The sequence below is a fragment of the Variovorax sp. LARHSF232 genome, from assembly GCF_052871435.1.
In genome coordinates this window covers 67,237-89,350 of the sequence record NZ_JBIXJS010000013.1, presented here as the reverse complement: position 1 = coordinate 89,350, position 22,114 = coordinate 67,237, and the positions used below count along the sequence as shown (strand labels likewise).

Annotated in this window: 21 protein-coding genes; 9 read left to right on the top strand and 12 right to left on the bottom strand. The window is 67.8% G+C overall.

Going from position 1 to position 22,114, the window contains the following annotated elements; all coding sequences use genetic code 11:
* Complete coding sequence (gene puuE, locus ACIPRI_RS24340; protein WP_446624077.1) at positions 1 to 969, bottom strand: allantoinase PuuE; 969 nt, start codon at positions 967 to 969, stop codon at positions 1 to 3.
* A 33-nt stretch (positions 970 to 1,002) separates the two neighbouring features.
* On the bottom strand, positions 1,003 to 1,668 hold the full coding sequence (locus ACIPRI_RS24335) for a GntR family transcriptional regulator (protein WP_446624076.1): 666 nt from the start codon (positions 1,666 to 1,668) through the stop codon (positions 1,003 to 1,005).
* A 90-nt stretch (positions 1,669 to 1,758) separates the two neighbouring features.
* On the opposite strand from ACIPRI_RS24335, the gene uraH reads away from it, so the two are divergent.
* Positions 1,759 to 2,109: a hydroxyisourate hydrolase gene (gene uraH, locus ACIPRI_RS24330; RefSeq protein ID WP_446624075.1), complete on the top strand. Its 351-nt coding sequence runs from the start codon at positions 1,759 to 1,761 to the stop codon at positions 2,107 to 2,109.
* Here the strand turns inward: uraH and ACIPRI_RS24325 are convergent.
* Positions 2,106 to 2,612: a hypothetical protein gene (locus ACIPRI_RS24325; protein WP_446624074.1), complete on the bottom strand. Its 507-nt coding sequence runs from the start codon at positions 2,610 to 2,612 to the stop codon at positions 2,106 to 2,108. The genes uraH and ACIPRI_RS24325 overlap by 4 nt on opposite strands.
* Positions 2,613 to 2,662: 50 nt before the next feature.
* On the opposite strand from ACIPRI_RS24325, the gene xdhC reads away from it, so the two are divergent.
* The 4 genes from xdhC (at position 2,663) to ACIPRI_RS24305 (ending at position 8,355) form a co-directional block, all read left to right on the top strand.
* Complete coding sequence (gene xdhC, locus ACIPRI_RS24320) at positions 2,663 to 3,487, top strand: xanthine dehydrogenase accessory protein XdhC (protein WP_446624073.1); 825 nt, start codon at positions 2,663 to 2,665, stop codon at positions 3,485 to 3,487.
* A 222-nt stretch (positions 3,488 to 3,709) separates the two neighbouring features.
* Positions 3,710 to 4,921: a urate hydroxylase PuuD gene (locus ACIPRI_RS24315; protein WP_446624072.1), complete on the top strand. Its 1,212-nt coding sequence runs from the start codon at positions 3,710 to 3,712 to the stop codon at positions 4,919 to 4,921.
* Between the two features lie 726 nt (positions 4,922 to 5,647).
* Positions 5,648 to 6,991: a glycerate kinase type-2 family protein gene (locus tag ACIPRI_RS24310; protein ID WP_446624071.1), complete on the top strand. Its 1,344-nt coding sequence runs from the start codon at positions 5,648 to 5,650 to the stop codon at positions 6,989 to 6,991.
* Between the two features lie 11 nt (positions 6,992 to 7,002).
* Positions 7,003 to 8,355 (top strand): NUDIX hydrolase, encoded by a 1,353-nt coding sequence (locus tag ACIPRI_RS24305; RefSeq protein ID WP_446624070.1) that lies wholly within the window; start codon positions 7,003 to 7,005, stop codon positions 8,353 to 8,355.
* On the opposite strand, the gene ACIPRI_RS24300 is transcribed toward ACIPRI_RS24305, so the two are convergent.
* The gene (locus ACIPRI_RS24300) at positions 8,342 to 9,256 is read right to left on the bottom strand and encodes a LysR family transcriptional regulator (protein WP_446624069.1); all 915 of its coding nucleotides are present in this window, start codon (positions 9,254 to 9,256) and stop codon (positions 8,342 to 8,344) included. The two genes, ACIPRI_RS24305 and ACIPRI_RS24300, sit on opposite strands and share 14 nt — an antisense overlap.
* Positions 9,257 to 9,333: 77 nt before the next feature.
* Here ACIPRI_RS24300 and ACIPRI_RS24295 point away from each other — a divergent pair, with 77 nt between their 5' ends.
* From ACIPRI_RS24295 to ACIPRI_RS24280, 4 genes are all read left to right on the top strand, one after another.
* Positions 9,334 to 10,725 carry an acyclic terpene utilization AtuA family protein gene (locus tag ACIPRI_RS24295; protein WP_446624068.1) on the top strand — a complete coding sequence of 464 codons (1,392 nt, stop codon included), beginning with the start codon at positions 9,334 to 9,336 and terminating at the stop codon, positions 10,723 to 10,725.
* Positions 10,722 to 11,084, top strand: coding sequence for an AtuA-related protein (locus ACIPRI_RS24290; protein ID WP_446624067.1), 363 nt, complete (start codon positions 10,722 to 10,724; stop codon positions 11,082 to 11,084). The genes ACIPRI_RS24295 and ACIPRI_RS24290 overlap by 4 nt, the downstream gene beginning before the upstream one ends.
* Positions 11,085 to 11,120: 36 nt before the next feature.
* Positions 11,121 to 12,092, top strand: a complete 972-nt coding sequence (locus ACIPRI_RS24285; protein WP_446624066.1) for a Bug family tripartite tricarboxylate transporter substrate binding protein — start codon at positions 11,121 to 11,123, stop codon at positions 12,090 to 12,092.
* Positions 12,093 to 12,167: 75 nt separating this feature from the next.
* Complete coding sequence (locus ACIPRI_RS24280) at positions 12,168 to 12,656, top strand: SRPBCC family protein (RefSeq protein WP_446624065.1); 489 nt, start codon at positions 12,168 to 12,170, stop codon at positions 12,654 to 12,656.
* A gap of 234 nt (positions 12,657 to 12,890) precedes the next feature.
* On the opposite strand, the gene ACIPRI_RS24275 is transcribed toward ACIPRI_RS24280, so the two are convergent.
* The 8 genes from ACIPRI_RS24275 to ACIPRI_RS24240 all read right to left on the bottom strand — a co-directional run bounded on the left by ACIPRI_RS24275 (position 12,891) and on the right by ACIPRI_RS24240 (position 22,022).
* Positions 12,891 to 13,319, bottom strand: coding sequence for an acyl-CoA thioesterase (locus tag ACIPRI_RS24275; RefSeq protein ID WP_446624064.1), 429 nt, complete (start codon positions 13,317 to 13,319; stop codon positions 12,891 to 12,893).
* Positions 13,320 to 13,321: 2 nt separating this feature from the next.
* Positions 13,322 to 14,620, bottom strand: coding sequence for a TRAP transporter large permease (locus ACIPRI_RS24270; RefSeq protein ID WP_446624063.1), 1,299 nt, complete (start codon positions 14,618 to 14,620; stop codon positions 13,322 to 13,324).
* Positions 14,617 to 15,165, bottom strand: a complete 549-nt coding sequence (locus tag ACIPRI_RS24265) for a TRAP transporter small permease (RefSeq protein ID WP_446624118.1) — start codon at positions 15,163 to 15,165, stop codon at positions 14,617 to 14,619. The genes ACIPRI_RS24270 and ACIPRI_RS24265 overlap by 4 nt, the downstream gene beginning before the upstream one ends.
* The gene (locus ACIPRI_RS24260; protein ID WP_446624062.1) at positions 15,165 to 16,223 is read right to left on the bottom strand and encodes a TRAP transporter substrate-binding protein; all 1,059 of its coding nucleotides are present in this window, start codon (positions 16,221 to 16,223) and stop codon (positions 15,165 to 15,167) included. Before ACIPRI_RS24260 ends, ACIPRI_RS24265 begins: the two co-directional genes overlap by 1 nt.
* Before the next feature lie 89 nt (positions 16,224 to 16,312).
* The gene (locus ACIPRI_RS24255; protein WP_446624061.1) at positions 16,313 to 17,953 is read right to left on the bottom strand and encodes an indolepyruvate oxidoreductase subunit beta family protein; all 1,641 of its coding nucleotides are present in this window, start codon (positions 17,951 to 17,953) and stop codon (positions 16,313 to 16,315) included.
* Positions 17,954 to 17,963: 10 nt separating this feature from the next.
* Positions 17,964 to 20,123, bottom strand: coding sequence for a thiamine pyrophosphate-dependent enzyme (locus ACIPRI_RS24250; RefSeq protein ID WP_446624060.1), 2,160 nt, complete (start codon positions 20,121 to 20,123; stop codon positions 17,964 to 17,966).
* A 61-nt stretch (positions 20,124 to 20,184) separates the two neighbouring features.
* Positions 20,185 to 20,823, bottom strand: a complete 639-nt coding sequence (locus ACIPRI_RS24245) for a c-type cytochrome (protein WP_446624059.1) — start codon at positions 20,821 to 20,823, stop codon at positions 20,185 to 20,187.
* The gene (locus ACIPRI_RS24240) at positions 20,820 to 22,022 is read right to left on the bottom strand and encodes a PQQ-dependent sugar dehydrogenase (RefSeq protein ID WP_446624058.1); all 1,203 of its coding nucleotides are present in this window, start codon (positions 22,020 to 22,022) and stop codon (positions 20,820 to 20,822) included. The genes ACIPRI_RS24245 and ACIPRI_RS24240 overlap by 4 nt, the downstream gene beginning before the upstream one ends.
* Between the last annotated feature and the right edge of the window lie 92 nt (positions 22,023 to 22,114).

The following is a 22,114-nucleotide window of genomic DNA, read 5'->3' as shown; positions in this document are numbered from 1 at the left end:
TCAGGCTCCCTGGGCAGCAACGTTGAAGGGATGGGTCTTCTTCCAGTGGCGCGCAATGTCGACACGCTTGCACACCCACACGCGCTCGTGCGCGGCGATGTGATCGAGAAAGCGCTGCAGCGCGGTGATGCGGCCCGGGCGGCCCAGCAGGCGGCAGTGCATGCCGATGGACATCATCTTGGGCCTGTCCTCACCGTTCGGGTCGCCTTCCGCATACAGAGCGTCGAAGCTGTCCTTCATGTACTGGAAGAAGGGGTCGGCATGCGAGTAGCCCTGCGGCAGCGCGAAGCGCATGTCATTGCAGTCGAGCGTGTAGGGCACGATCAGTTGCGGCACCACCTCGCCATTGCTCTTTTGCACCTTCATCCAGAAGGGCAGGTCGTCGCCGTAGTAGTCGCTGTCGTATTCGAAGCCGCCGTAGTCGGCCACCAGGCGGCGCGTGCGCGGGCTGTCGCGGCCGGTGTACCAGCCCACGGCGCGCTCGCCGGTCAGGCGCTCGATGGCTTCCATGCCCAGACGCATGTGCTCGCGCTCGGTGGCCTCGTCCAGGTTCTGGTAATGGATCCAGCGATGGCCGTGGCAGGCGATCTCGTGGCCCATTTCCTTGAAGGCGCTGGCCAGCTCGGGGTAGCGCGTGAGCGCCATGCCGACGCCGAACACGGTGAGCGGCAGGCCGCGCTTCTCGAACTCGCGCAGGATGCGCCAGACGCCGGCGCGCGAGCCGTACTCGTAGATGCCTTCCATGCTGATGTGGCGATCGGGGAAGCTGGCCGGGTTGAACATTTCCGACAGGAACTGTTCCGAGCCGGCGTCGCCATGCAGCACGGCGTTCTCGCCGCCTTCCTCGTAGTTCAGCACGAACTGCACGGCGATGCGCGCCTGGCCAGGCCATTGCGCATGCGGCGGATTGCGCCCGTAGCCGACCAGGTCGCGCGGGTAGGGCAGGGTGGAGTCGTAGACAGCAGCCATGTTCGAGGATCGAAGAGGGTTGAAGGGGCAAGGTCAGGACAACGCGAGGGCGATGTCGCTGGTGGGAACCTTGCGGTCGAAGGTGAGGTTGGCCTCGACGTGCAGCAGGTGATCGGTCATGAGCTTCACGGCGCGCTCTTCGTCCTTGGCGGCCAGCGCCTTGACGATGTCCGCGTGCTCGTCGTTGGAATGCGCGGCGGCGCTGGCGCTCTGGTACATGAGGGTGATGAGGGCACAGCGCGAAATCAGCTCGCCCAGGATCTGCGCCAGCACCTGGTTGCCCATCAGCTCGGCCATGCGCACATGAAAGTCGCCCAGGAGCTCGGTGCGGCCGGAAACGTCTTCGCCCGAGACCGAGGCCTTTTCCAGCGCCACGTGTTCCTTCAGCGCCTTGATCTTGGCGGGGGTGACGGTGCGCACGAACTCGCGCGTCATCTCGGCCTCCAGCATGCGGCGCACGGCGAAGACCTGGCGCGCTTCGTCGACCGCCGGCGCCGCGACGAAGGCGCCACGCGCCGGCTCCAGGCGGATCAGGCGGTTTTGCGACAGCTGGAAAAGCGCCTGGCGCACCAGGGTGCGCGAGACGCCGAAGTGATCCGCCAGCTTCTGCTCGGCCAGCTTGCTGCCGGGCTGCAGGCGGTGTTCGACGATGGCCTTGGTCAGTGCATCGACGATGGCACGGGTGGTGGTCGAGTCCATGATTTCATGATAGCCCTAAAGCCAAGAACTGTATACACTTTTGTCCACCGGATTTTCCCGAGACATGACTTCCCACTTCAGGAGCACCCCATGGGATTGAGCACACACGTTCTGGACACGATGCACGGCGGCCCGGCGGCCGGCATGGAAGTGGCCCTCTACACCACCGATGGCGATGCGGCCACCCTGGTCAAGCGCTTCACCCTCAACAGCGACGGCCGCAGCGACGCGCCGCTGTACGACAACAGCAACCTGAAGACCGGCACGTATCGGCTGGTGTTCGACGTGGCGGGTTACTTCAAGGCCAAGGGCGTGAAGCTGCCCGAGCCCAACTTCCTCAACAAGGTGGCGCTGGACTTCGGCGTCGCGCACGCCGACCAGCACTACCACGTGCCGCTGCTGGTCAGCCCCTGGAGCTATTCGACCTACCGTGGCTCCTAGTCCTGCAGTTGGCCTTCGGTCAGCGTATCGAGTTGAAAATGCCCGCTCTTGTCCCACAGCCAGGTGTCCGTCCAGGTGACCTGGCCCAGCCTGGTCGCGACCGGGTAGGGCGCGGCGCTCAGCACCGTGCGCTCGATCTCCGCAATGACTTCGGGGGCATGCTTGGGCGCGCGCATCCAGTGCATCGATCGCACGCGGCCTTGCGCGTCGAGGTTCACCTCCAGCGTGCCGATGGCATAGAGCAGTGGTGGCAGCCTGCCCTTGTAGATGCGCTCCTTGTTGCGCGCATAGACATGGCCGGCCGCATCGCGCCGGTAGTCGCGCGGCGTGGCGGCGTTGGATGCGCGGGGCACCGGGTTCGGCGTCTGGTTGCTGGGCGTCGCGTCGCTCAGCTGTCCGCGAACCGTGCCGTCGGGGCCGGTGGTGCCGCAGCCGGCAAGCCACAGCGTGAGGGACATGAGACCCGCAAGGGCCAGGCGTCGGGGCAGGCGTTCAAAATGCATCGGCGGATTTATACCGTGCCTGCCCGACATGGCAGCAACATGAGGTTTCGATGAACGGATTGGTCGACACATTGCTGGCGCGACTGGCCCAGGGCGAGCAGGGCGTGCTGGTGCGCGTGCATGCCACCCAGGGCTCGGCGCCGCGCGAGGCCGGCACCTGGATGGCGGTCTGGGACAAGGACCTCACCGCCACCATCGGCGGGGGCCAGCTGGAGTTCCAGGCCACGCAGGAGGCGCGCGCCTGGCTGGCCGGCGGCGCGCCCATCGAAGAGGTGCGCCGCTATCCGCTTGGGCCCACCTTGGGCCAGTGCTGTGGCGGCGTGGTGTTCCTGGCCTACCAGCGCATCGGCGAGGCGGATATCGCGGCCCTGCGCAGCGAGCTGACGGCGCACTTGAATCCGGTGGCGCTGTTCGGCGGCGGCCATGTGGGCGCGGCGTTGGCGCGCCTGTTGGCCAGCTTGCCGTTCTCGGTGCGCTGGATCGACAGCCGCGACGGCGTGTTCCCGCTGCAGCTGCCGGTGCAGATCGAGACCGAGCATTCCGAGCCGGTGCAGGATGCGGTGGCCGACCTGGTGCCGAACTCGCGCGTGCTGATCATGAGCTTCAGCCACGCGGAAGACCTGGACATCGTCATCGCCTGCCTCAAGCGCCAGCGCGAGAAGGGCGACCTGTCCTACATCGGCCTGATCGGCAGCAAGACCAAGTGGGCCACCTTCCGGCACCGGCTGGAGGCGCGCGGCTTCACGGCCGCCGAGATGGATCACGTCACCTGTCCGATCGGCGTGCCGGGCATCACCGGCAAAGAGCCGGAGGTGATCGCCGTGTCGGTGGCGGCACAGTTGTTGCAGTCGCTGGGGGCGCCGGCGGCACTTTAGCTAGGGTTAACCATCACCCCGGAAGCTGCGAGCCCACTTCGATCAGCTTTCAAAAGTGTATACACTTCAGTCCACAACAAACAGCCGCAGCGGAGCGAGACAGCCCCACCTTCTGTCTGCGTTCGCGGCCATTTCTCTGCTTACAGCGCCCGCAGTGGTGAGCAGGTCACACGAAAGATGCGGCGCCATTTCAACGCGCCGCCAAGGTTGAGAGCCTCTCAAATGGAAAGCTACTACCTCGACTGGGCCAACCTGCTGCTGCGCTGGGTCCACGTCATCACCGCCATTGCCTGGATCGGTGCCTCCTTCTACTTCGTGATGCTGGACAACAGCCTCGAGAAGCCGCAAGACGCCGAATCGCTCGACAAGGGCGTGGGCGGCGAGCAGTGGGCGGTGCACGGCGGCGGCTTCTACAACATGCAGAAGTACGCGCTGGCGCCCAAGAAGCTGCCGGACCATCTGCACTGGTCGTATTGGGAAAGCTATTCGACCTGGCTGACCGGCTTCGCGCTGTTCACCATGTCGTACCTGTGGAACGCCAGCACCTACCTGATCGACAAGAGCAAGATGGACTGGCAACCAGGCGCCGCCATCGGCGTGGCGCTGGCCTTCTTCGTGGTGTTCTGGATGGTGTACGACGCCATCTGCCAGATCTTCGGCCGAAGGAAGAACGGCGACACCATCGTCGGCGTGCTGATCACAGTGTTCATCGTCTTCGCCACCTGGCTGGCCTGCCACTGGTTCGCCGGCCGCGCCGCCTTCCTGCTGGTGGGCGCGATGATGGCCACGACCATGAGCGCCAACGTGTTTTTCTGGATCATCCCCGGCCAGCGCAAGAACGTGAAGGCGCTGCGCGAAGGCAAGCCGGTGGACCCTATCCACGGCGCGCGCGGCAAGCAGCGCAGCGTGCACAACACCTACTTCACGTTGCCGGTGCTGTTCGCGATGCTGAGCAACCACTACAGCTTCACCTACACGCACAAGTACAACTGGATCGTGCTGCTGCTGATCATGGCGGGCGGCGCGGCCATTCGCCAGTTCTTCGTGGTGCGGCATCGTTTCAAGCTGGGCAACGCGGGCAACCCGTTGCCCTACGCCATGCTGGGTGTGGTGGTGCTGGGCCTGACCATCGTCTGGATGCAGCCGCAGCCCGCCGCCACGCCAGTGGCCGGCGCCAACGCCGCCGTCCAGAAGGTGGGCTATGGCGACGTGCAGAAGGTGCTGGAACAGCGCTGCTACATGTGCCACGGTGCCGCCGTGCAGATGAAGAACGTGCGCCTCGACACGCCCGACCAGCTTGCGCTGCACGCCCAGGGTGTCTATCAACAGGCGGTGGTGACCAAGATCATGCCGATGAACAACTCCACCGGCATCACCGATGCCGAGCGTGCCTTGCTGGGCAAGTGGTTCCAGGACGGGGCGTCGACCAAGTAACGGGTTTTGCGGCCGCGGCTCTGTTGATAGACATGACGTGCGGTGCTGTTGCATGGTTCGGGGTGGCGCGGCAGGTGTTTGCCGCGGCGGGCTCATAGTGCGGCGGTCGACGCTTGCGCATCGACTCCGCTGCGATGCTCGCGCAGGGGGCTGCATCGCGGAACTCGCTTCGCGCCCCTTCGGTGCGCTGCGCTCAGACAGCCGCGATGAGTCAGATGTTGAGGCACGCGTGTCCTTCGGCACGCGTGCACGCCCCCTGCGCTGCGCTTCTCGCCGCCGCACAAATCGCCCGCCGCGGCAAACACCTGCCGCGCTACGCGCTGCGGTTGAACAACCCGGAAACCAACGGCCGATCAAGCGCCCGGCGTCTCGGCAAAGGCCTGTGTGCCCCTGCGCCGGCGCGCCTCTCGGGCGCCGAGAAGCGCAGCGGGCCCGGCCCGCACGCGTGCCGAAGAACACGCGTGCTTCAACAACTGACTTGCGGCACCTGTCTGAGCGCAGGGCACCGCAGGGGCGCGTAGCGAGTTGTGCCGCGGGGCCGGGTCCGCGAGCATCGCAGGGGAGCCGGCGCGCAGCGCCGGCCGCCCGAGTGAAGCGCCGGCACAGGGGTACACAGGCCTTTGCCGCGCCCCCGCGCTCAAGAAGCCGCCATGCGATGGCCACGCATCAAAATGGAGGCATCGCGCAGAATCCCTGTTGAACAAGAGTGAGATGGAGACTGAACCAATGACCGCATCGAATCCGGCCTCGCGCGCACTGCCTGAACCCACGAAGGGGCCGCGCGAGTTCCTGGAACAGCTCTACCGTATTGCGGTGGACCGAGCCCTGCCGCTGTCGAGCATGGGCGCGCATCTGCCGCCGCCGCCGAAGAAGGGCCGCACCCTGGTGCTGGGCGCCGGCAAGGCCGGCGCCTCCATGGCGCAGGCGCTGGAAGCCCTGTGGCCGGCGGATGCGCCGCTGTCCGGCCTGGTGGTCACGCGCTATGGCCACATTCCGCCGCGGCCCGAAGGCCTGGGACAGCGCATCGAGATCGTCGAGGCCTCGCATCCCGTGCCCGATGCGGCCGGCATGCAGGCCGCCGAGCGCATCCTGGCGTTGACCGAAGGACTGACGGCCGATGACCTGGTGCTGTGCCTCATCTCCGGCGGCGGCTCCTCGCTGCTGGTGCTGCCGGCCGAAGGGCTCGACCTGGCCGACAAGCAGCGCATCAACAAGGAGTTGCTGGAGAGCGGCGCCAACATCGGCGAGATGAACTGCGTGCGCAAGCACCTGTCGCGCATCAAGGGCGGGCGCCTGGCCGCCGCCTGCGGCCCGGCCAAGGTGGTGACGCTCACCATCAGCGACGTGCCGGGCGACGATCCGGCCATCATCGCCAGCGGGCCCACCGTCCCTGACGAGAGCACCTGCGCCGACGCGCTGGCCATCCTGGACCGCTACCGCATCCAGGTGCCCGAAGCGGTGCGCGCCGGGCTGCAAAGCGGCGCACTGGAAACGCCCGATCCCAAGGACTCGGTGTTCGCCAACCATGAAGTGCATCTCATCGCCACGCCGCAGCAATCGCTGGAAGCCGCCGCCGCCGCAGCGCGCGCCGCCGGCATCGAGGCGCATGTGCTGAGCGACGAGATCGAAGGCGAATCGCGCGAGGTCGGCAAGGTGCATGCGGCGCTGGCGCGCGCGGTCGCGCATCGCGGCGCGCCCTTTGCGCGGCCCTGCGTGATCCTGTCGGGCGGCGAGACCACGGTGACGATCCGTCCGCGCCAGCCGGGCCAGGCCAAGGGCCGGGGCGGACGCGCCGGCGAGTTCTGCCTGGGCCTGGCCGGCGCGCTGATGGGGCAGGCGGGCGTGTGGGCCCTGGCGGCCGATACCGACGGCATCGACGGCGTCGAAGACAACGCCGGCGCCTTCGTCACGCCCGATACGCTGGCCCGCGCCGACAAGGCCGGCAGGAAGCTGTCCGACCACCTGGACCGCAATGACGCCTATGGCTACTTCGACGCCATCGGCGACCTGCTGGTGACCGGGCCGACCCACACCAACGTCAACGACTTCCGCGCCATGCTGATTCTTTGATCGACGGATCGATGTCGTCTGCCGAATCCGCCGTGCGCCCGGCGCCTCGTCCCGTTCGCCAGGCCGCCACGCTGATCGTCCTGCGCGACGGCAGCGAAGGGCTGGAGGCCTTGCTGCTGCGCCGCGCCGACAAGGCCAATGACCAGAACAGCGGTGCCAGCGTCTTCCCCGGCGGCCTGCTCGATGCGCACGATCGGCAGCTGCACGGCTGCTGCGCCGGCGGCCTCGATGACGCGGCCGCCAGCGCCCGACTGTCGATTGCGGAAGGCGGCCTCGACTACTACGCGGCAGCGGTGCGCGAATGCTTCGAGGAAGCCGGCCTGCTGCTGGCGCAGGATGCCCAGGGGCGCCTGGTCGATCTCGACGGCCTGGGCGAGGCGCAGCTGGCCGCGCTGCGCCGCGCCGCGGCTGCGGGCACCGACGCGCTGCTGGCGATGTGTGCTGCCCAGGGCTGGCAACTGGCGACGGACCGGCTCGCCTACTTTGCCCACTGGCTCACGCCGCCCGGCATGCCGCGCCGCTTCGACACGCGCTTTTTCGTCGCGGCGCTGCCGCCCGGCCAGCGCGTGAATGTCGACGGCGTCGAGATTGCCGGGCATGCCTGGCTGCGGCCGCTCGATGCCATTGCGCCGGAGCGCGGCCTCAAGCTGATGAACGTGACGCGCCGCATCCTGCAGCAGCTGGCGCAGTTTCGCAGCGTCGATGCGTGCCTGGCCCATGCCCATGCGCTGCGCGACATTCCACTTGCCATGCCGCGCCTGGCCGACGGGCCCGGCGGTTCGCGTGCGGTGAACATGGAAGAGCCGGCGTACGCCGAGCTCGCTTTCGTCGACCCCGAAGGCCACGGGCATGCCAGGCACACGCTGGAAGGCGGCCTGGTGCTGCAGCTGTCGCCCCGCGTGTGGCGCGTGACGGCGGACATGGGCGGCGGGACGCCCGGCGAGCACAGCTATTTCGTTGGCGGCGGCAGCGGCGCAGAAGCGGCCTGGGCGCTGATCGACCCGGTGCCGGCCCATGCGAGCCAGCTCGATGTGCTGCGTGCCAAAGCGCCTGGCCCGGTGCGCTGGATTCTTTGCACGCGTGGCGAGCCGACCGGCGAGGCACTGGCAGCACTGCAGCGCGCGTGGCCCGACGCCGAGCTGGCGACGGCGCTTGCCGAAGCAGGCAAGCGGCTGCAGTTGGCCGATGCCACCCTGGAGGCGCTGCCTGTGCCCGGCGACACGTTGGCGCGGCAATTCCTGTTGATGCCCGAGCGCCTGCTCTTCGCCGGCGCTGCGGCGGCCGGCGCATGCGCGCAGGCGGCGTGGATCGCATCGGCCAGCGGCTTCCTGCGCGCCGCCGCCGCGGCCGTCAATCGAACTTGAGCGAGCCCAGCCGCGCGACGATCAGGTCGTGCAGTGCCTGGGCCGCGACCGACAGGCTGCCTTCGCGCCGTTGCACCAGGTGCACGGTGCGCGTGAGTCCGGGCAGTGGCAGCGGCCGCGTCACCAGGGTTTCGCGCCGGAAATGAAAGAGCGTCAGGGCCGGCACCACGCTGATTCCCAGGCCCGCCTCCACCAGCCCCATCACGGTGGCCAGGTGCTCCACCTCGAACACCGCGTTCAGCCGCAGGGGATGCAACGCCGCATCGAGCGCCTGCCGCACGCTGCTGTTGCGCGTCATCTGGATGAAAGGCCAGGGGACGAGCTTCCTGGCCGTGAGGCGTGTCTCGCTGGCCAGCGGATGGTCGGCCCGGCACACCAGGTGAAAGCGGTCGGAGCACAGCTTGCGGCTGCGCAGGTCGCCCTGCGCCGAGCTGTCCGCGCCTGACGCGGCCAGGGCAAAGTCGGCCTGGCCGCCGCGCACCTGCGCAATGCAATCGTCCGACAGCGCATCGTTCAGGTCGATGCGCACGCCGGGGTAGTGGCCCATGAACTCGGCGAACACGCCGGGCAGCCAGCCGGCCGCCAGCGAGGGCAGGGCCGCCACCCGAACCCGGCCCTGCCGCAGCTGCGCGTGATCGGCCAGGTCCTGCACCGCGCCATGCATGTCGTCGATGAGGCGCCGGGCCGAGCTTTCGAACAGCCGGCCTTCGGGCGTGAGCAGGACGCGTCGCGTGTCGCGATCGAACAGGCGCGCGCCCAGCGAGTCCTCGAGCGTGCGGATCAGCGTGCTGAAGGCAGGCTGCGAGAGATGGCAGCTTTGCGCCGCGCGCGTGAAGTTGCGCTGCTCGGCCAGCGAGAGAAAGGCACGCAACTGGCGTGCCGAGAGATCGGGCGACTTCATGGCTTATCCGATTCTTGGATGAGTCGATCTGAACTTTCGATTTTACGGATGATGCCGCCGTGCCTAGAGTGCGGCCCATGGCTTCCGTCGACAACCACGCACCACCGCTGCTGATCGGCTGCGCCGCCGGCTTCTCGGGCGACCGCACCGATGCCGCCGGTCCGGTGGTGGACACCCTGGTGCGCCGCCTGCGCGAAGGCCCGGCCGGCCAGCGTGCCTTTCTCATCTTCGAGACCTTGGCAGAGCGCACCCTCGCGCTCGCCCAGCTGCGGCGCCGCGCCGATCCGGACGGCGGCTACGAGCCCCTGCTCGACGCCATGCTGCGGCCGGTGCTGGCGCGCTGCCTGGCGCATGGCATCCGCATCGTCAGCAACTTCGGCGCCGCCAATCCGCGCGCGGCGGCGCGGCACATTGCGCGCATGGCCGCCGAGCTGGGCGCCGACCCGCCGCGCATCGCGGTGGTGGAGGGCGACGACCTGTCGGGCCCCGAGCAACTCGCGCAGCTTCGGCGCGAGCTGGGCGCGCGCATGGAGGGATTGCGCATCGTCAGCGCCAACGCCTACATCGGTGCCGAGCCCATTGCGGCGGCGCTGGATGCCGGTGCGCAGATCGTGGTGTGCGGCCGCGTGGCCGACCCCTCGCTCACCGTCGGCCCGGCCATGTCGCACTTCGGCTGGCGCGCCGACGACTGGACGCGCCTGGGCCGCGCCACCATGGCCGGCCATCTGCTGGAATGCGGTGCGCAGGTGTGCGGCGGTTATTTCGCCGACCCCGGCTTCAAGGACGTGCCGCAGCTCGCGTCGGTGGGTTTTCCCATTGGCGAGATCGATGCCGACGGCGGCTGCGTCATCGGCAAGGCCGACGGCACCGGCGGCCTCGTGACCGAGGCGACGGTGAAGGAGCAACTGCTCTACGAGGTGCACGATCCGGCCGCCTACCTCACGCCCGACGTGGTGGCCGACCTCTCGCAAGCGCAGGTGCAGGCCATCGCGCCGGACCGGGTGCGGCTCTCGGGCATTGGCGGCCATCCCCGGCCCACGCACTACAAGGTCAATGTCTGCCACGAAGGCGGCTGGCTGGCCGAGGGCGAAATCTCCTATGCCGGTCCGCGCGCCGAGGCGCGTGCGCGGCTGGCGGCCGATGTGCTGCGCCAGCGCCTGGCCGGGCTGCAACTTCGCGTCGACCTGATCGGCGCACTGAGCATCCTGGGCGACGATGCCGGCCGCGCGCTGGCCGCCACGCACGACGCCGGCCTGCGCGACGTGCGCTTGCGGGTCGCGGCAAGCCATGAGGACCACGCGCAGGCCGAACGGCTGGTGCGCGAGGTCGTGGCGCTCTACACCTGCGGACCGGCCGGTGGCGGGGGCGTGCGCACCACGCTCACGCCGCGGCTCAACACCGTGTCCTGCCTGCTGCCGCGCGAAGCGGTGCCGCTGCGCTTTGCGCGTGTCGAGGAACCCGTGCCATGAACACGCACATCGAAGTCCCTCTGTACCGCGCGGCCCACGGCCGCACCGGCGACAAGGGCGACCGCTCCAACATCAGCGTGATTGCCTGGCATCCGCAGCTCTATGCGCTGCTGGTGTCGCAGGTCGACACGCAGGCGGTGGCGGCGCAGTTCCGCCATCGCCGGCCGAGCCAGGTGCAACGCTTCCTGCTGCCGCGCCTGCATGCCATGAACTTCGTGCTGGACGGCGTGCTCGATGGTGGCGTGAACGACGCCCTCAACCTGGACACCCATGGCAAGGCCCTGTCCTTCCTGCTCCTGGACCTGCGCATCCGCGTGCCGCGCGAGCTGGCGCCGCTGCTGGTCGGCGAGGGCAACTAGTTCTTTGACGTTAGCAACAACATCTTTGGAGACACCATGAATCGATTTACCCTTCCTGCGCTCGGCGCTGCGCTGCTGCTGGCACTGATGCCGGGCCTCGGGCAGGCCCAGGCCTTTCCGGACAAGCCCATCACCCTTGTCGTTCCTTTCGCGGCCGGCACGGCGACCGATCAACTGGCGCGTGCCATCGGCACCCAGGTCACGGCGCAGGCGCAGCAGCCGGTGGTCATCGACAACAAGGCGGGTGCCAGCGGCATGATCGCGGCCCAGCAGGTGGCCAAGGCCGCACCGGACGGCTACACCGTGCTCATCACCACCAACACCACGCACGCGGCCAACGAGCATCTGTACAAGAAGCTGCCCTACGACCCGGTGAAGGATTTCGCGCCGATCACCGGGCTGGGCAAGGGTGGGCAGATCATGGTGGTCAACCCGGCCTTTCCGGCCAAGAGCGTGGCCGAGTTCGTGGCGCTGGCCAAGAAGGAGCCGGGCAAGTACAGCTTCGGCAGCGGCAGCTCGTCCAGCCGCATGGCGGGCGAGCTGCTGCAACAGATGGCCGGTATCGAGTTGCTGCACGTGCCCTACAAAAGCAACACCTTGGCGGTGACCGATCTGCTGGGCGGACAGATCCACATGATGATCACCGACAGCGCCACCGGACTGCCGCAGATCAAGGCGGGCAAGCTGCGCGCGCTGGGCGTCTCCAGCGCCAAGCGTTCGCCGCTCGCGCCGGAGGTGCCCACCATTTCGGAGGCCGGCGTCAAGGGCTATGAAATGGGCTACTGGTTTGCCGCCTATGCGCCCGCGAAGACGCCGCCCGTGGTGGTCAAGCGCCTGAACGAGCTGCTCGCGGCGGCGGCAAAGAGCGAAGCCGCCAAGACCGCCTTCTACGAACCCAGCGGTACCGAGGTGTTCACCAGCTCGCCGCAGGAACTGGCGCAGTTCCAGGCCGCCGAAACGCAGAAGTGGGGGCGCATCGTGAAGGCCGCAGGCATCGAGGCGGAATAGGCCTGTTCAAGCACCCGCCCTTTGGGCAGGGTCGGCGGATCGGTGTATAGATCGAGAGGTCAAGGAGACCCGACCATGAACATCGACCGCATTGAAAAATCCGTCTTGCTGCAAGCCCCGCGCGATCGCGTCTGGCGTGCCGTCAGCCTGGCCGAGAATTTCGGCAGCTGGTTCGGCGCCGATTTCGATGGCCCCTTCGTCGCCGGCGCCCACCTCGCCGGCACCATCGTGCCCACCAGCGTGGATCCGGAGATCGCGCGCCAGCAGCAGCCTTACGCCGGCCAGCCCTTCGAGTTCCATGTGGTGAAGATCAAGCCCATGGACCGCATTTCGTTCCGCTGGCATCCCTATGCGGGCGACGCGAACGTCAGCGCCGAGCCGATGACCCTGATCGAGTTCGTGCTGGCCGACCAGGACGGCCTTACCTGGCTGACCATCACCGAATCGGGCTTCGACCAGCTGCCGCCGGCACGCCGCGCCAAGGCCTACGCGGCGAATGAAGGCGGCTGGACGGCGCAGTGCCTATTAATACAGAAGTACCTAGCGCTGCATCCGCAGCTCTGAGCACTGTCACACTGCCTTCAAAGAAGGCAATCTGAGCCGAAGCCTTGTGGGGCAAGGCCTTTGCCCGTTGGCGTACAAGTTTTCCACAAGCTTGTCCCCGTTCTCGGGGGACAGTTTTGCGAGCGGTACGCGGCACCGCGCTGGTGCGCTCAACGCCCGCCCGGCCGCCCGAAGGGCGTTGCGCCCCCTCGGGGGGCAGCGATACACGAAGTGATGAGCATGGGGGTGGTCATCTCATACTTCGCGGCCGCAAAGGCGCGCGATCTCGGCGGGCACCGGCAGCGCGCACAGGCTGCCGTCTTCGCGCCGGCCGCCGAAGATGCGCACCTCCTCGCATTCCAGGATGAGCGTTTCACCGCGCATCACCCGGTAGGCCTGCACGAAGCTCTTGTGGCGCCATTCCGCGACGCGGGTGGCGATGCTCAGTTCGTCGCCGTAGCTGGCGCTGGCGACAAAGCGGGTGTGGGTGTCCACCAGCGGCGTGCCGATCACGCCCAGCGTCTTGGCCGTTTCTTCCCAGCGCGGCACGCCGCATTGCATGAAGAAGTGACGCGAGGCGGCGTCGATCCAGCGAAAGAAATTGGGAAACCAGACGATGCCGGCCGGGTCGCAGTCGCCGAACTCGACGCGCACGCTGTAGATGACTTCCAGGGATGAGCTCATACCTACATTCTGGAGGGCAGCCACATCGCCAACACCGGAAAGGCGATCAGGATCACCAGCCGCACGAGGTCGGTCAGCACGAAGGGTGCCACGCCGCGAAAGATGGTGGTGAAGCTGACGCGCTCCACCACGCTCTTGATGACGAACACGTTCATGCCCACCGGCGGCGTGATCAGGCCCAGTTCGACCGTCATCACGATCACGATGCCGAACCAGATCGGATCGAACCCCAGGTGCGTGACCACCGGAAAGACGATCGGCACGGTGAGGATGATCATGGCCATGGCGTCCATCAGGCAGCCCAGCGCCAGGTACATCAGCATCAACAGCGCCAGCACGCCGTAGGGCCCCAGGCCCAGGCCGACCAGGAACTCGGTGATCTTCTGCGGCGTCTGCGTCACGGTGAGGAAGTAGCCGAACAGCAGCGCGCCGATCAGCACGGTGAACACCGCGGCCGCGGTGCGCGTGGCCGACAGCAATGCCTCGCGGATCTTGGCGCGGTCCAGTTTGCGCCGCGCCAGGCCCAGGATGAAGGCGCCGCTCGCGCCCACGCCGCCAGCCTCGGTGGGCGTGAAGAAGCCGCCATACAGCCCGCCGATCACGAAGACGAAGAGCGCCATCGGTGCCCACACGTTCTTCAGGTCCGCCACGCGCTCGCTCCAGGGGCGCAACTCGCCGGCCGGCAGCCAGCCGGGGCGCAGGCGCACGATGGCGACGATGGTCAGCACGTACATGAGCATTGCCAAGAGGCCGGGGATGATGCCCGCCATGAAGAGCTTGCCGATGTCCTGCTCGGTGAGGATGGCGTAGACCGCCAGCACGGTGGACGGCGGCAGCATTGCACCCAGGGTGCCGCCGGCGGCGATCACGCCGGTGGAAAAGGACTCGGGGTACTTGAAGCGCCGCATCTCCGGATAGGCCACGGTCGAGAAGGTGGCGGCCGTCGCCACCGACGAGCCGCAGATCGCCGCGAAGCCGCCGCAGGCCAGCACCGTGGCCACGCCCAGCCCGCCGCGCAGGTGGCCGATCATGGAGTTGGCGGCCTTGAACAGCTCGCGGCTCACGCCCGACACGGTGACCAGCGCACCCATCAGCATGAACATGGGAATCACGCCGAAGGTGTAGTCGGTGACGGTGCGCAGCGAGGTCTGGCCCACCAGCTTGAGCGCCGGCACCGGCCCCACCACGTAGCTGTAGCCCACCACGCCGACCAGGCCCATCGCCATGCCCACCGGCACGCGCAAGACCATCAAGGCGAACAGGGCCAGAAAGCCCAGCAGGGCGACCAGATCGGTGTTCAAGTTTTCTCCGCCTCGGTGGTGTCGATGGCGAGCGCCTGCTCGTAGCCCTGGTCGTGCAGCAGCTCGGGCGCAAAGATGAGGCGCCAGGTGCGCACCGCGATCAGCACCACCGCGCTGACGTCGCCGGCCCAGGCCACCGCGTAGAAGGGCCAGGTCGGCAGGTTGAGGTCGTAGGTGAGCACATGGTCGATGTAGGTCAGGCGCACCTTGTCGAACAGCATGACGGTCTGCATCACCACGAACACCAGCAGCATCAGGGTGGCGAAGATGTCGATGGCGCGCTTCATGCGCGGGCTGGCCGCCGCCCACAGCAGGTCGACCGTGATGTGGCCGCCGCGGTAGCTGGTGGCGGCAATGCCCCAGAAGATCAGGATGGCCAGCAGCATGCGGCCGAAGTCGTAGGCGTCCGGAATGGAGGTGTTGAAGAACTTGCGCAGCACCACCGAGATGAAGATGTTCAGCGCCACCACGCCCACCGAGATGGCGGCCAGCCACTCGATGGTGTTGATGATGCGGTCGGTGAGCCGCTCGCCTTCAGTGCGCATCAAAGAGCCGACTGGTACTTCGCCAGGCTCGCCTTGAGCGACTCCATGATCTGCCTGGGATCGCCGCCGCGCTTCTTCACGTCCTCGGCCCATTGCGCCTCGCCGGGCGCCACCGCCTTGCGCCAGGCATCGAGCTGCGCGGGTGTGAGCTTGTAGACCTCGTGGCCGGGCTCGGCGGCCAGCTTGGCGCGGCCGGCGGCCTCGTAGTCGGCCCAGTTGCCCGCCACCTTCTCGGCCCATTCGCTGGTGCAGTGATCGTCGATCACCTTCTTCTGCGCGGCCGACATGCTGTTGTACTTGTCCTGGTTGAGCGCCCAGACGAAGGGCGTGACGTAGAGCGGCACGTCCATGTGGTACTTGGTCACCTTGTCGATGCCGAACAGGATGATCGAACCCCAGGGGAAGGTGATGGCATCGGCCACGCCCTTTTCCAGCGCGTCGCGCGCGGCCGGCGCCGAGGCCTGTACGTTGGTGCCGCCCAGGGCCGTGACCATCTGGCCGATGGTGCTGGTGGCGGGCCGGATCTTCATGCCGCTGATGTCGGTGGGCAGCTGGATCTTCTTGCGCGCATGAAAGGTGCCGGGGTCGTGCACGAAGGCAAAGCAGAACTTCACGTCCTTCATTTCCTTGGCGGCGTATTGGCGGTACCAGGCGTCGATGGCGGCCGAGCCGCTCTTGCCGTTGGAAAAGAGGAAGGGCAGCGAGGCGCCGGCCATGATCGGGAAGCGGCCCGGTTGATAGCCCGGATTGACGTAGGCCGCGTCGGCGATGCCGTCGCGCGCCATGTCGTAGTGGTCGAAGGCCTTGCCCAGTTGCTCCGAAGGAAAGAGGGTGGCGGTGATGGTGCCGCCCGACGCCTTCTTGATGTCTTCCGCCCAAGCCTGCAAGGCCGGGTTGAGTGGGTGCTGGGCCGGCACCCAGCTCGACATCTTCAGGGCCACCGGCTTGTCTTGCGCGTACGCCGGTGCCACGGCCGCGCCCGCCAGCAGCGCAGCAGCGGCTGCCATCCGCGCGGCGCGCGCGGCGGCCGAAATAACGTTGCGTTGCTTGCTGCTCATCGTTGTCTCCTTGCGGGTTGTCGCGTTGAATCGGTGGCCGGCCGGATTTGGTTATTTTTTATAAGAGTCGGCCGTGAGTGCATCGGCGTTTACCTTGAGTGGGCGTGCTGCTGCCCATTGGCGGATGGCGTCGATGGCGGGCGCTTCATCCAGCGAATGGGCTGCGCCACCACGGGGCGCGGCGGCGCACCGTGCTGCTTCAGCGCGGCGTCCAGGGCGCTGCCGCTCTCTTCCTGCAATGCCGCTTCGCGCGCCGCGGCAATGGCGGCAGCGCGAGCCTGCGGCGAAGGGTCGGGCAAGGGCGCCAGCGCCAGGTGCTCGATCACATGCAGCAGGTTGCGCTTGCCGCGCTCGCTGGTGGCGCCATAGCCTTTGATGAGGCGGCCGCACAGGGCGATCTCGTGGCCCAGTTGCCAGCTGCTTTGCGCGGTGCCGGCCAGCACGGCGTCGAGCCAGCGCTGCATCAGCGCCTGCTCCTTCGCAAATCGGCTGCCGCGTCGACGCAGCCAGCGCAGCGAGGCCAGCAGGCACAGCGACGCCATGCCGAGCACCGAATGGCTGCCCACCTTGAGCGGCAGGGCCCAGGGCGTCTTGCCCGCGGCCAGGCGGCGCCGCTCCCAGGCGTGGATGCGCGCCGCCAGCGCTGGCGGCAGCAGCGCGGCGAACTCCGGGATGCCGGGCTTGAAGTAGTCGTAGACCTTGACGATGTCGGCCTCGCCCGCCTTCACCTCGCGCCGCACCCGCTGCGCGCGGCTGGCCCGGCTCTTGAGGTCGGCGACGCGAACGATGTCGTCGAAGGCCATCCACAGGGCCAGCCAGCGTGCCATCTCGCGAGTGATGTGCCAGCCGTGGGCGCCTTGGGGGTCGATGGCTTGCTCTGCCTGCAGCACTTGCAAGAGGCGCTTGACGTAAACGTCGGCGTAAGCCGCGTCCTGGTAGTCGACGAGGCGCGCGTGGCCCAGGGCCAGCATGTCATGCACCGGTGGCGGAAAGGCATCGCGCAGCGCATCGGGCAATCGCTGCGGCGGTGCGGGCGCCGCGTCGGGGCGGTCTGGCAGCTGCTGCGAGGCCTGCCCGCGCGCCTGGCATACCGCGTCGAAGGCAAGGGCGAAGCCGCGCAGGCTTGCTTGCGTGGCGCGGCTCGGCTGGCCCGTGTCTTCACTGCCGCGAATGGCCCGCTCGTGGTGTTCGCGCGTGAAGGGCAAGAGGCCGCTGCCGGCCAGCGCACCCAGCATCACCGCGCTGACGATGGTGCCGGCCTCGCGCGCCATGTCGCTCATGTCGAACACCTGGTGCGCGCGGCTGAAGGCCTTGATCACGTCCAGCAGGCGCTGCGCATCGGCGCGGCCGTCGCCCGGCACCATGCGCTCGGCCGTCGTGAGGGATCGTGCGGCAGAACTGATGACCAGCGTGCGCTCCGGCGTGCTCATGCCGTTGCCGATCTGGCGCACGGTCTCCAGGAGCTCGGACGAGACGATGGCATCGAGTGCGCCCGGCACCGGGCTCAGGCTGAACACCGGCTTGCGTCCGCCAAGTTCGGCATTGGGCAGCGGAAAGACCTCGATGTAGTAGGTGGTGGCGCCGGTGCGCTGCGCCACGCCGGGAATCGACGTGCTCTGCGCCGCATGGCCGGCCAGGCGCGCCGCCGCCATCAGCCATTCGGTGAGCACGCCGCCGCCTTCGCCGCCCAGGGCGCAGACCAGCAAGGCGATGGGGCGTGGGCTGCTCATGGCGAAACGCTCACGCGGGCTGAAGCGCACGCACGACGGCAGCGCGCAGGCCATGCAGCAGCCGCTCGTGCCATCGCGGGTTCTGCACGATCTCGGCGCGGTAGAAGGAGGGGCACAGCGTGGCGGCATGCGCGTTGGCGCCGCACAGCCCGCAGCCGACGCAGCCGTCGATCACCACCGCCACCGGGTCGACCTTGAGCGGATCGGGGTTGTCTTTGATGGTCAGGGTCGGGCAGCCCGACAGGCGGATGCAGGCATGGTCGCCGTTGCACACGTCCTCGTCCACACCGTACTTCACGCGCTCCACCCGCTCGCCGCGTTGCAGGAGGCTTGCGATCCAGGGCTTGATGCGGCGCTGCCGCTCGAGCTGGCATTCGCCTTCTGCGATCACCACCTTCAAGCCATTGAAGTCGCTGGTGAAGGCCTCGGTCAGCGTCTTGCGCATGGCGGCCACGTCATAGCTGTGCACGCTGCGCAGCCACCGCACGCCCAGGCCCTGCAAGGTGTTCTCGATGGTCCTGTTCTTGTCGACCAGGCTTTGCTGCTTGTCGTGCGCGCGCTCCTTGATCTGGTCGCCCGGCGTCGAAATGATGTCCTGCGTGCCGGTGGCCGAGGTGTAGCCGTTCTTGAAGATCAAGAGCACCGCGTCGTCGCCGTTGAACAGGGCGCTCTGCACACCGGTGAGCAGGCCGTTGTGCCAGAAGCCGCCGTCGCCCATCACCGACAGCACGCGCCGCTGCATCACCGGCGAGACCCCGGCGCGGCTGGCCAGGCTCATGCCATAGCCCAGGATCGAATGGCCCATCGAGAAGGGCTCGAAGGTGCCGAAGGCGTGGCAGCCGATGTCGGCGGCGATGTGCACCGGTCCGGTGTCTTCCTGCGCCAGCTTGAGCGCGGAGAACACCGGCCGCTCCGGGCAGCCGATGCAAAAGCTGGGCGGGCGGTTGGGCAGCGGCGCCTCCAGCATCTTCGCGACCGCGGCGCGGCGCTCGCGGTTGGCGTCCAGCCATGGCGTTGCAGCGCCGTTCCCGCGCTGTGGCAGGTAGCGTGCGGACCAGCCAGCCAGGCCTGCCGCCAGCGCCTCCACCCCCAGCTCGCCAGCCAGCGGGATGAAGTCCTTGCCATGCAGCGGCGTCTGGATGTCGCGCCGGCGCAAGAGCGTCGCCAGTTCCTGCTCGATGTATTCGGGCTGGCCTTCCTCCACCACCAGCACGGCGCGCTTGCCGGCGCAAAAGTCCGCCAGCTGGTCAGGCAGCAGCGGGCAGGTGACGTTGAGCACCAGCAGCGGGATGGTGCTGGCGCCGAAGGCATCGGCCAGGCCGTTGTGCTGCAGCGCGCGCATGAGCGCGTTGTGCAGGCCGCCCTGCACCACGATTCCGATGTCCGCATGCTCGCCGCTGCCCGGCATCAGCTCGTTGAGCCCGTGCAGGGCGATGTAGCGGCGCGCCGCCGGAATGCGCTCTTCGCCCTTGAGCTTTTCCTGGCGGAAGGTGACGGGCGGGTGCGCCAGGCGCATGTAGTCGAAGCCGGCCGGCTCCGTCATCAGGGCACGGGTGGAGATGGCCGGCGCGACGTTGTCGCTGCACTCGAAGCTGCCGCGCACGTGGCAGGCGCGGATGCGCAGTTCCATCATGCAGGGCATGTTGCTGGCCTCGGACAGGGCAAAGCCATGCGCCACCATGCGCACCATCTGCGGCAATTCGGGCCGCGGGTCCAAAAGGCACATGCCGGACTTGAGCGCATAGGCATGGGTGCGCTCCTGGATCACGCTGGCGCCTTCGCCATAGTCCTCGCCCACCACGATCAGCACGCCGCCCTTGACGCCCGGCGATGACAGGTTGGACAGCGCATCCGCCGCCACGTTGGTGCCGACGATGGACTTCCAGGTCACGGCGCCGCGCAGCGGGTAGTGGATGGAGGCGCCCAGCATGGCGGCCGCCGAGGCCTCGTTGGCGCAGGCCTCCACGTGCACGCCCAACTCGTCCATGTAGGGCTTGGCCTGCACCATCACGTCCAGCAGGTGCGACACCGGCGCGCCCTGGTAGCCGCCCACGTAGGCCACGCCCGACTGCAGCAGGCCCTTGGTGATGGCGAGGATGCCCTCGCCGTGAAAGGTCTGGCCCGCGCCCAGGCGCAGCGACTCGATTTCCTTGCTGAATGAAACTTCCAACTGGCTCTCCCTGTTGGCGCGCTTCTTTTGCAAGCGGCCGGCTGGCTTCTCGATGGACTTTCTATTTGCTGCCTGCCGTGAAGCGGGCCAGGTAGTAGGCGAGGGTGTCCAGGTCTTCCGGCGGGATGCGGCTCACCGCCTCGCCCATGGCCATGGTGTAGCCCGGCCGCTTTCCGCTCTTGAACTCCTGCAGGGTCATGGCCAGGTATTCCTCGCGCTGCTGTGCGATGCGCGGCACCTGCTGGCCACCGGAGAAATCGGCGCCGTGGCAGAACACGCACTTGTGCTCGTTCGCCAATGCCTTGCCGCGCGCCATGCGCGCGACGTCTGGCGGCCCGCTAGGCGGCGGGGCCGGCACCGGCGGCAAGGTGCCGATGAACTCCGAAAAGCCGCGCAGGTCATCGTCCTTCATGGGCTTGGCCACCGCGCTCATCGCCTCGTTGGCGCGCCGGCCTTCGCGAAACAGGAAGAGCTGGGTGATGGCGTAGAAGGAAGGCTGGCCAGCCAGCACCGGCACGCCCTGCATCTCGCTGCGCCCGTTGGCGCCGTGGCAGGCGGCGCACAGCTGGGCATAGCGCTGCGCGTAGGGGTTGCCGCCGGGCTTGCCGCTGCTTTGTTGCGCAGCGCAAGTGCCCGGCGCGCCGAACCAAAGGAATGCTGTCGCCGTAGTCGTTGTGATGACGAAGCGCAGCCTCTTCATTTGCCGCCGGTGTAGCTGATGCGGTAGATGGCGCCGGCGTGGTCGTCGCTCACCAGCAGCGAGCCGTCCTTCATCACCAGGAAGTCGACCGGGCGGCCCAGGTACTGGTTGTTCTCGACGAAGCCGGTCATGAAGGGCTCCACCTTCGCGCCGCCCTTGCCGTCGGGCCAGGCCACCGACACGTCGGCGTACTTGACGGTGCGGTTCCAGGGGCCGTGGCGTGCGATGAACATGGCGCCGCGGTACTTGGCCGGGAACATCTTGCCGTCGTAGAACTTCAGGCCCAGCGAGCCGGCGTGGGGCCCCAGCAGTGCGGCGGGCTTGACGTAGTCGCTGCACTTCTTGCCCCAGCCGAATTCCGGATCGGGCAGGTTGCCCTGGTGACAGAAGGGGTAGCCGTAGTGCTGGCCGAGCTTCTTCATGTCGATGCGGTTGAGCTCGTCGTTGGGCAGTTCCTCGCTGAGCCAGTCGCGCCCGTTGTCGGTGAACCAGAGGTCGCCGGTCTTGGGGTCGAAGTCGAAACCCACCGTGTTGCGCACGCCCGCCGCCAGGGTCTCGACGCCGGTGCCGTCGAGGTTCATGCGGTAGATCTTGGCGTACTCGCCCGGGTCGCACAGGTTGCAGGGTGCGCCGATCGGAAAGTACAGCTTGTTGTCCTTGATGCGAAGGAACTTCCAGCTGTGGTCGTTGCCGCCGGGCAGCTTGTCGTAGATGACTTTGGGCTCGCCGATGTTGTCGAGCTTCGCGTCGACGTTGTCGTAGCGCATGATTTTCGTGTGCGTGGCCACGAAAAGCGTGCCCTTGTCGTAGGCGATGCCCGCCGCCATCGGCATCTTGTCGATGATGGTCTTGAGTTCGCGCTTGCCGCCCTTGTCGACCACCGCGTAGACCTTGTTGGCCACGAACAGGGTGCTGACGAACACGGTGCCTTCGGCGCCATGGCGCAGTTCGCGTGCATCGAGCACGCCGGGCAGCCAGGTCTCCACCTTGAAGCCGGGCGGCAGCTTGAACTTGGCCGTCGGCAGCTTGTCGGGCGCCGTCGGAATTGGGAAGGCCGGCACCGGCGCCATGCGCATGGCCTCTTCGTTGCTCTTGGGGCGGCCCTTGGCCCAGCCGGGCTCGTCGGTCGGCGGCGTTTGCGCCAGTGCAGCGCCGCACAGCAGCGCGGCCATTGCGGAAATCAAGCGAATGCGTGGCATGTCGATGTCTCCTTTTCTTGTGGGCTGAACCGGGGAACCAGCGCGGAGTGTGGGCGCCCGCGGGCTGCCCTTCAATACAATGAGCGGCCTAA

Bases quoted from the DNA above. Each gene is read 5' to 3' on its own strand.
- ACIPRI_RS24310 (WP_446624071.1), top strand. From the start codon at position 5,648: ATGACCGCATCGAATCCGGCCTCGCGCGCACTGCCTGAACCCACGAAG.
- ACIPRI_RS24300 (WP_446624069.1), bottom strand. From the start codon at position 9,256: ATGAAGTCGCCCGATCTCTCGGCACGCCAGTTGCGTGCCTTTCTCTCG.
- xdhC (WP_446624073.1), top strand. From the start codon at position 2,663: ATGAACGGATTGGTCGACACATTGCTGGCGCGACTGGCCCAGGGCGAG.
- ACIPRI_RS24285 (WP_446624066.1), top strand. From the start codon at position 11,121: ATGAATCGATTTACCCTTCCTGCGCTCGGCGCTGCGCTGCTGCTGGCA.
- ACIPRI_RS24325 (WP_446624074.1), bottom strand. From the start codon at position 2,612: ATGCATTTTGAACGCCTGCCCCGACGCCTGGCCCTTGCGGGTCTCATG.
- puuE (WP_446624077.1), bottom strand. From the start codon at position 969: ATGGCTGCTGTCTACGACTCCACCCTGCCCTACCCGCGCGACCTGGTC.
- ACIPRI_RS24280 (WP_446624065.1), top strand. From the start codon at position 12,168: ATGAACATCGACCGCATTGAAAAATCCGTCTTGCTGCAAGCCCCGCGC.
- ACIPRI_RS24265 (WP_446624118.1), bottom strand. From the start codon at position 15,165: ATGCGCACTGAAGGCGAGCGGCTCACCGACCGCATCATCAACACCATC.
- ACIPRI_RS24295 (WP_446624068.1), top strand. From the start codon at position 9,334: ATGGCTTCCGTCGACAACCACGCACCACCGCTGCTGATCGGCTGCGCC.
- uraH (WP_446624075.1), top strand. From the start codon at position 1,759: ATGGGATTGAGCACACACGTTCTGGACACGATGCACGGCGGCCCGGCG.
- ACIPRI_RS24290 (WP_446624067.1), top strand. From the start codon at position 10,722: ATGAACACGCACATCGAAGTCCCTCTGTACCGCGCGGCCCACGGCCGC.
- ACIPRI_RS24245 (WP_446624059.1), bottom strand. From the start codon at position 20,823: ATGAAGAGGCTGCGCTTCGTCATCACAACGACTACGGCGACAGCATTC.
- ACIPRI_RS24315 (WP_446624072.1), top strand. From the start codon at position 3,710: ATGGAAAGCTACTACCTCGACTGGGCCAACCTGCTGCTGCGCTGGGTC.
- ACIPRI_RS24260 (WP_446624062.1), bottom strand. From the start codon at position 16,223: ATGAGCAGCAAGCAACGCAACGTTATTTCGGCCGCCGCGCGCGCCGCG.
- ACIPRI_RS24275 (WP_446624064.1), bottom strand. From the start codon at position 13,319: ATGAGCTCATCCCTGGAAGTCATCTACAGCGTGCGCGTCGAGTTCGGC.
- ACIPRI_RS24255 (WP_446624061.1), bottom strand. From the start codon at position 17,953: ATGAGCAGCCCACGCCCCATCGCCTTGCTGGTCTGCGCCCTGGGCGGC.
- ACIPRI_RS24335 (WP_446624076.1), bottom strand. From the start codon at position 1,668: ATGGACTCGACCACCACCCGTGCCATCGTCGATGCACTGACCAAGGCC.
- ACIPRI_RS24240 (WP_446624058.1), bottom strand. From the start codon at position 22,022: ATGCCACGCATTCGCTTGATTTCCGCAATGGCCGCGCTGCTGTGCGGC.
- ACIPRI_RS24305 (WP_446624070.1), top strand. From the start codon at position 7,003: ATGTCGTCTGCCGAATCCGCCGTGCGCCCGGCGCCTCGTCCCGTTCGC.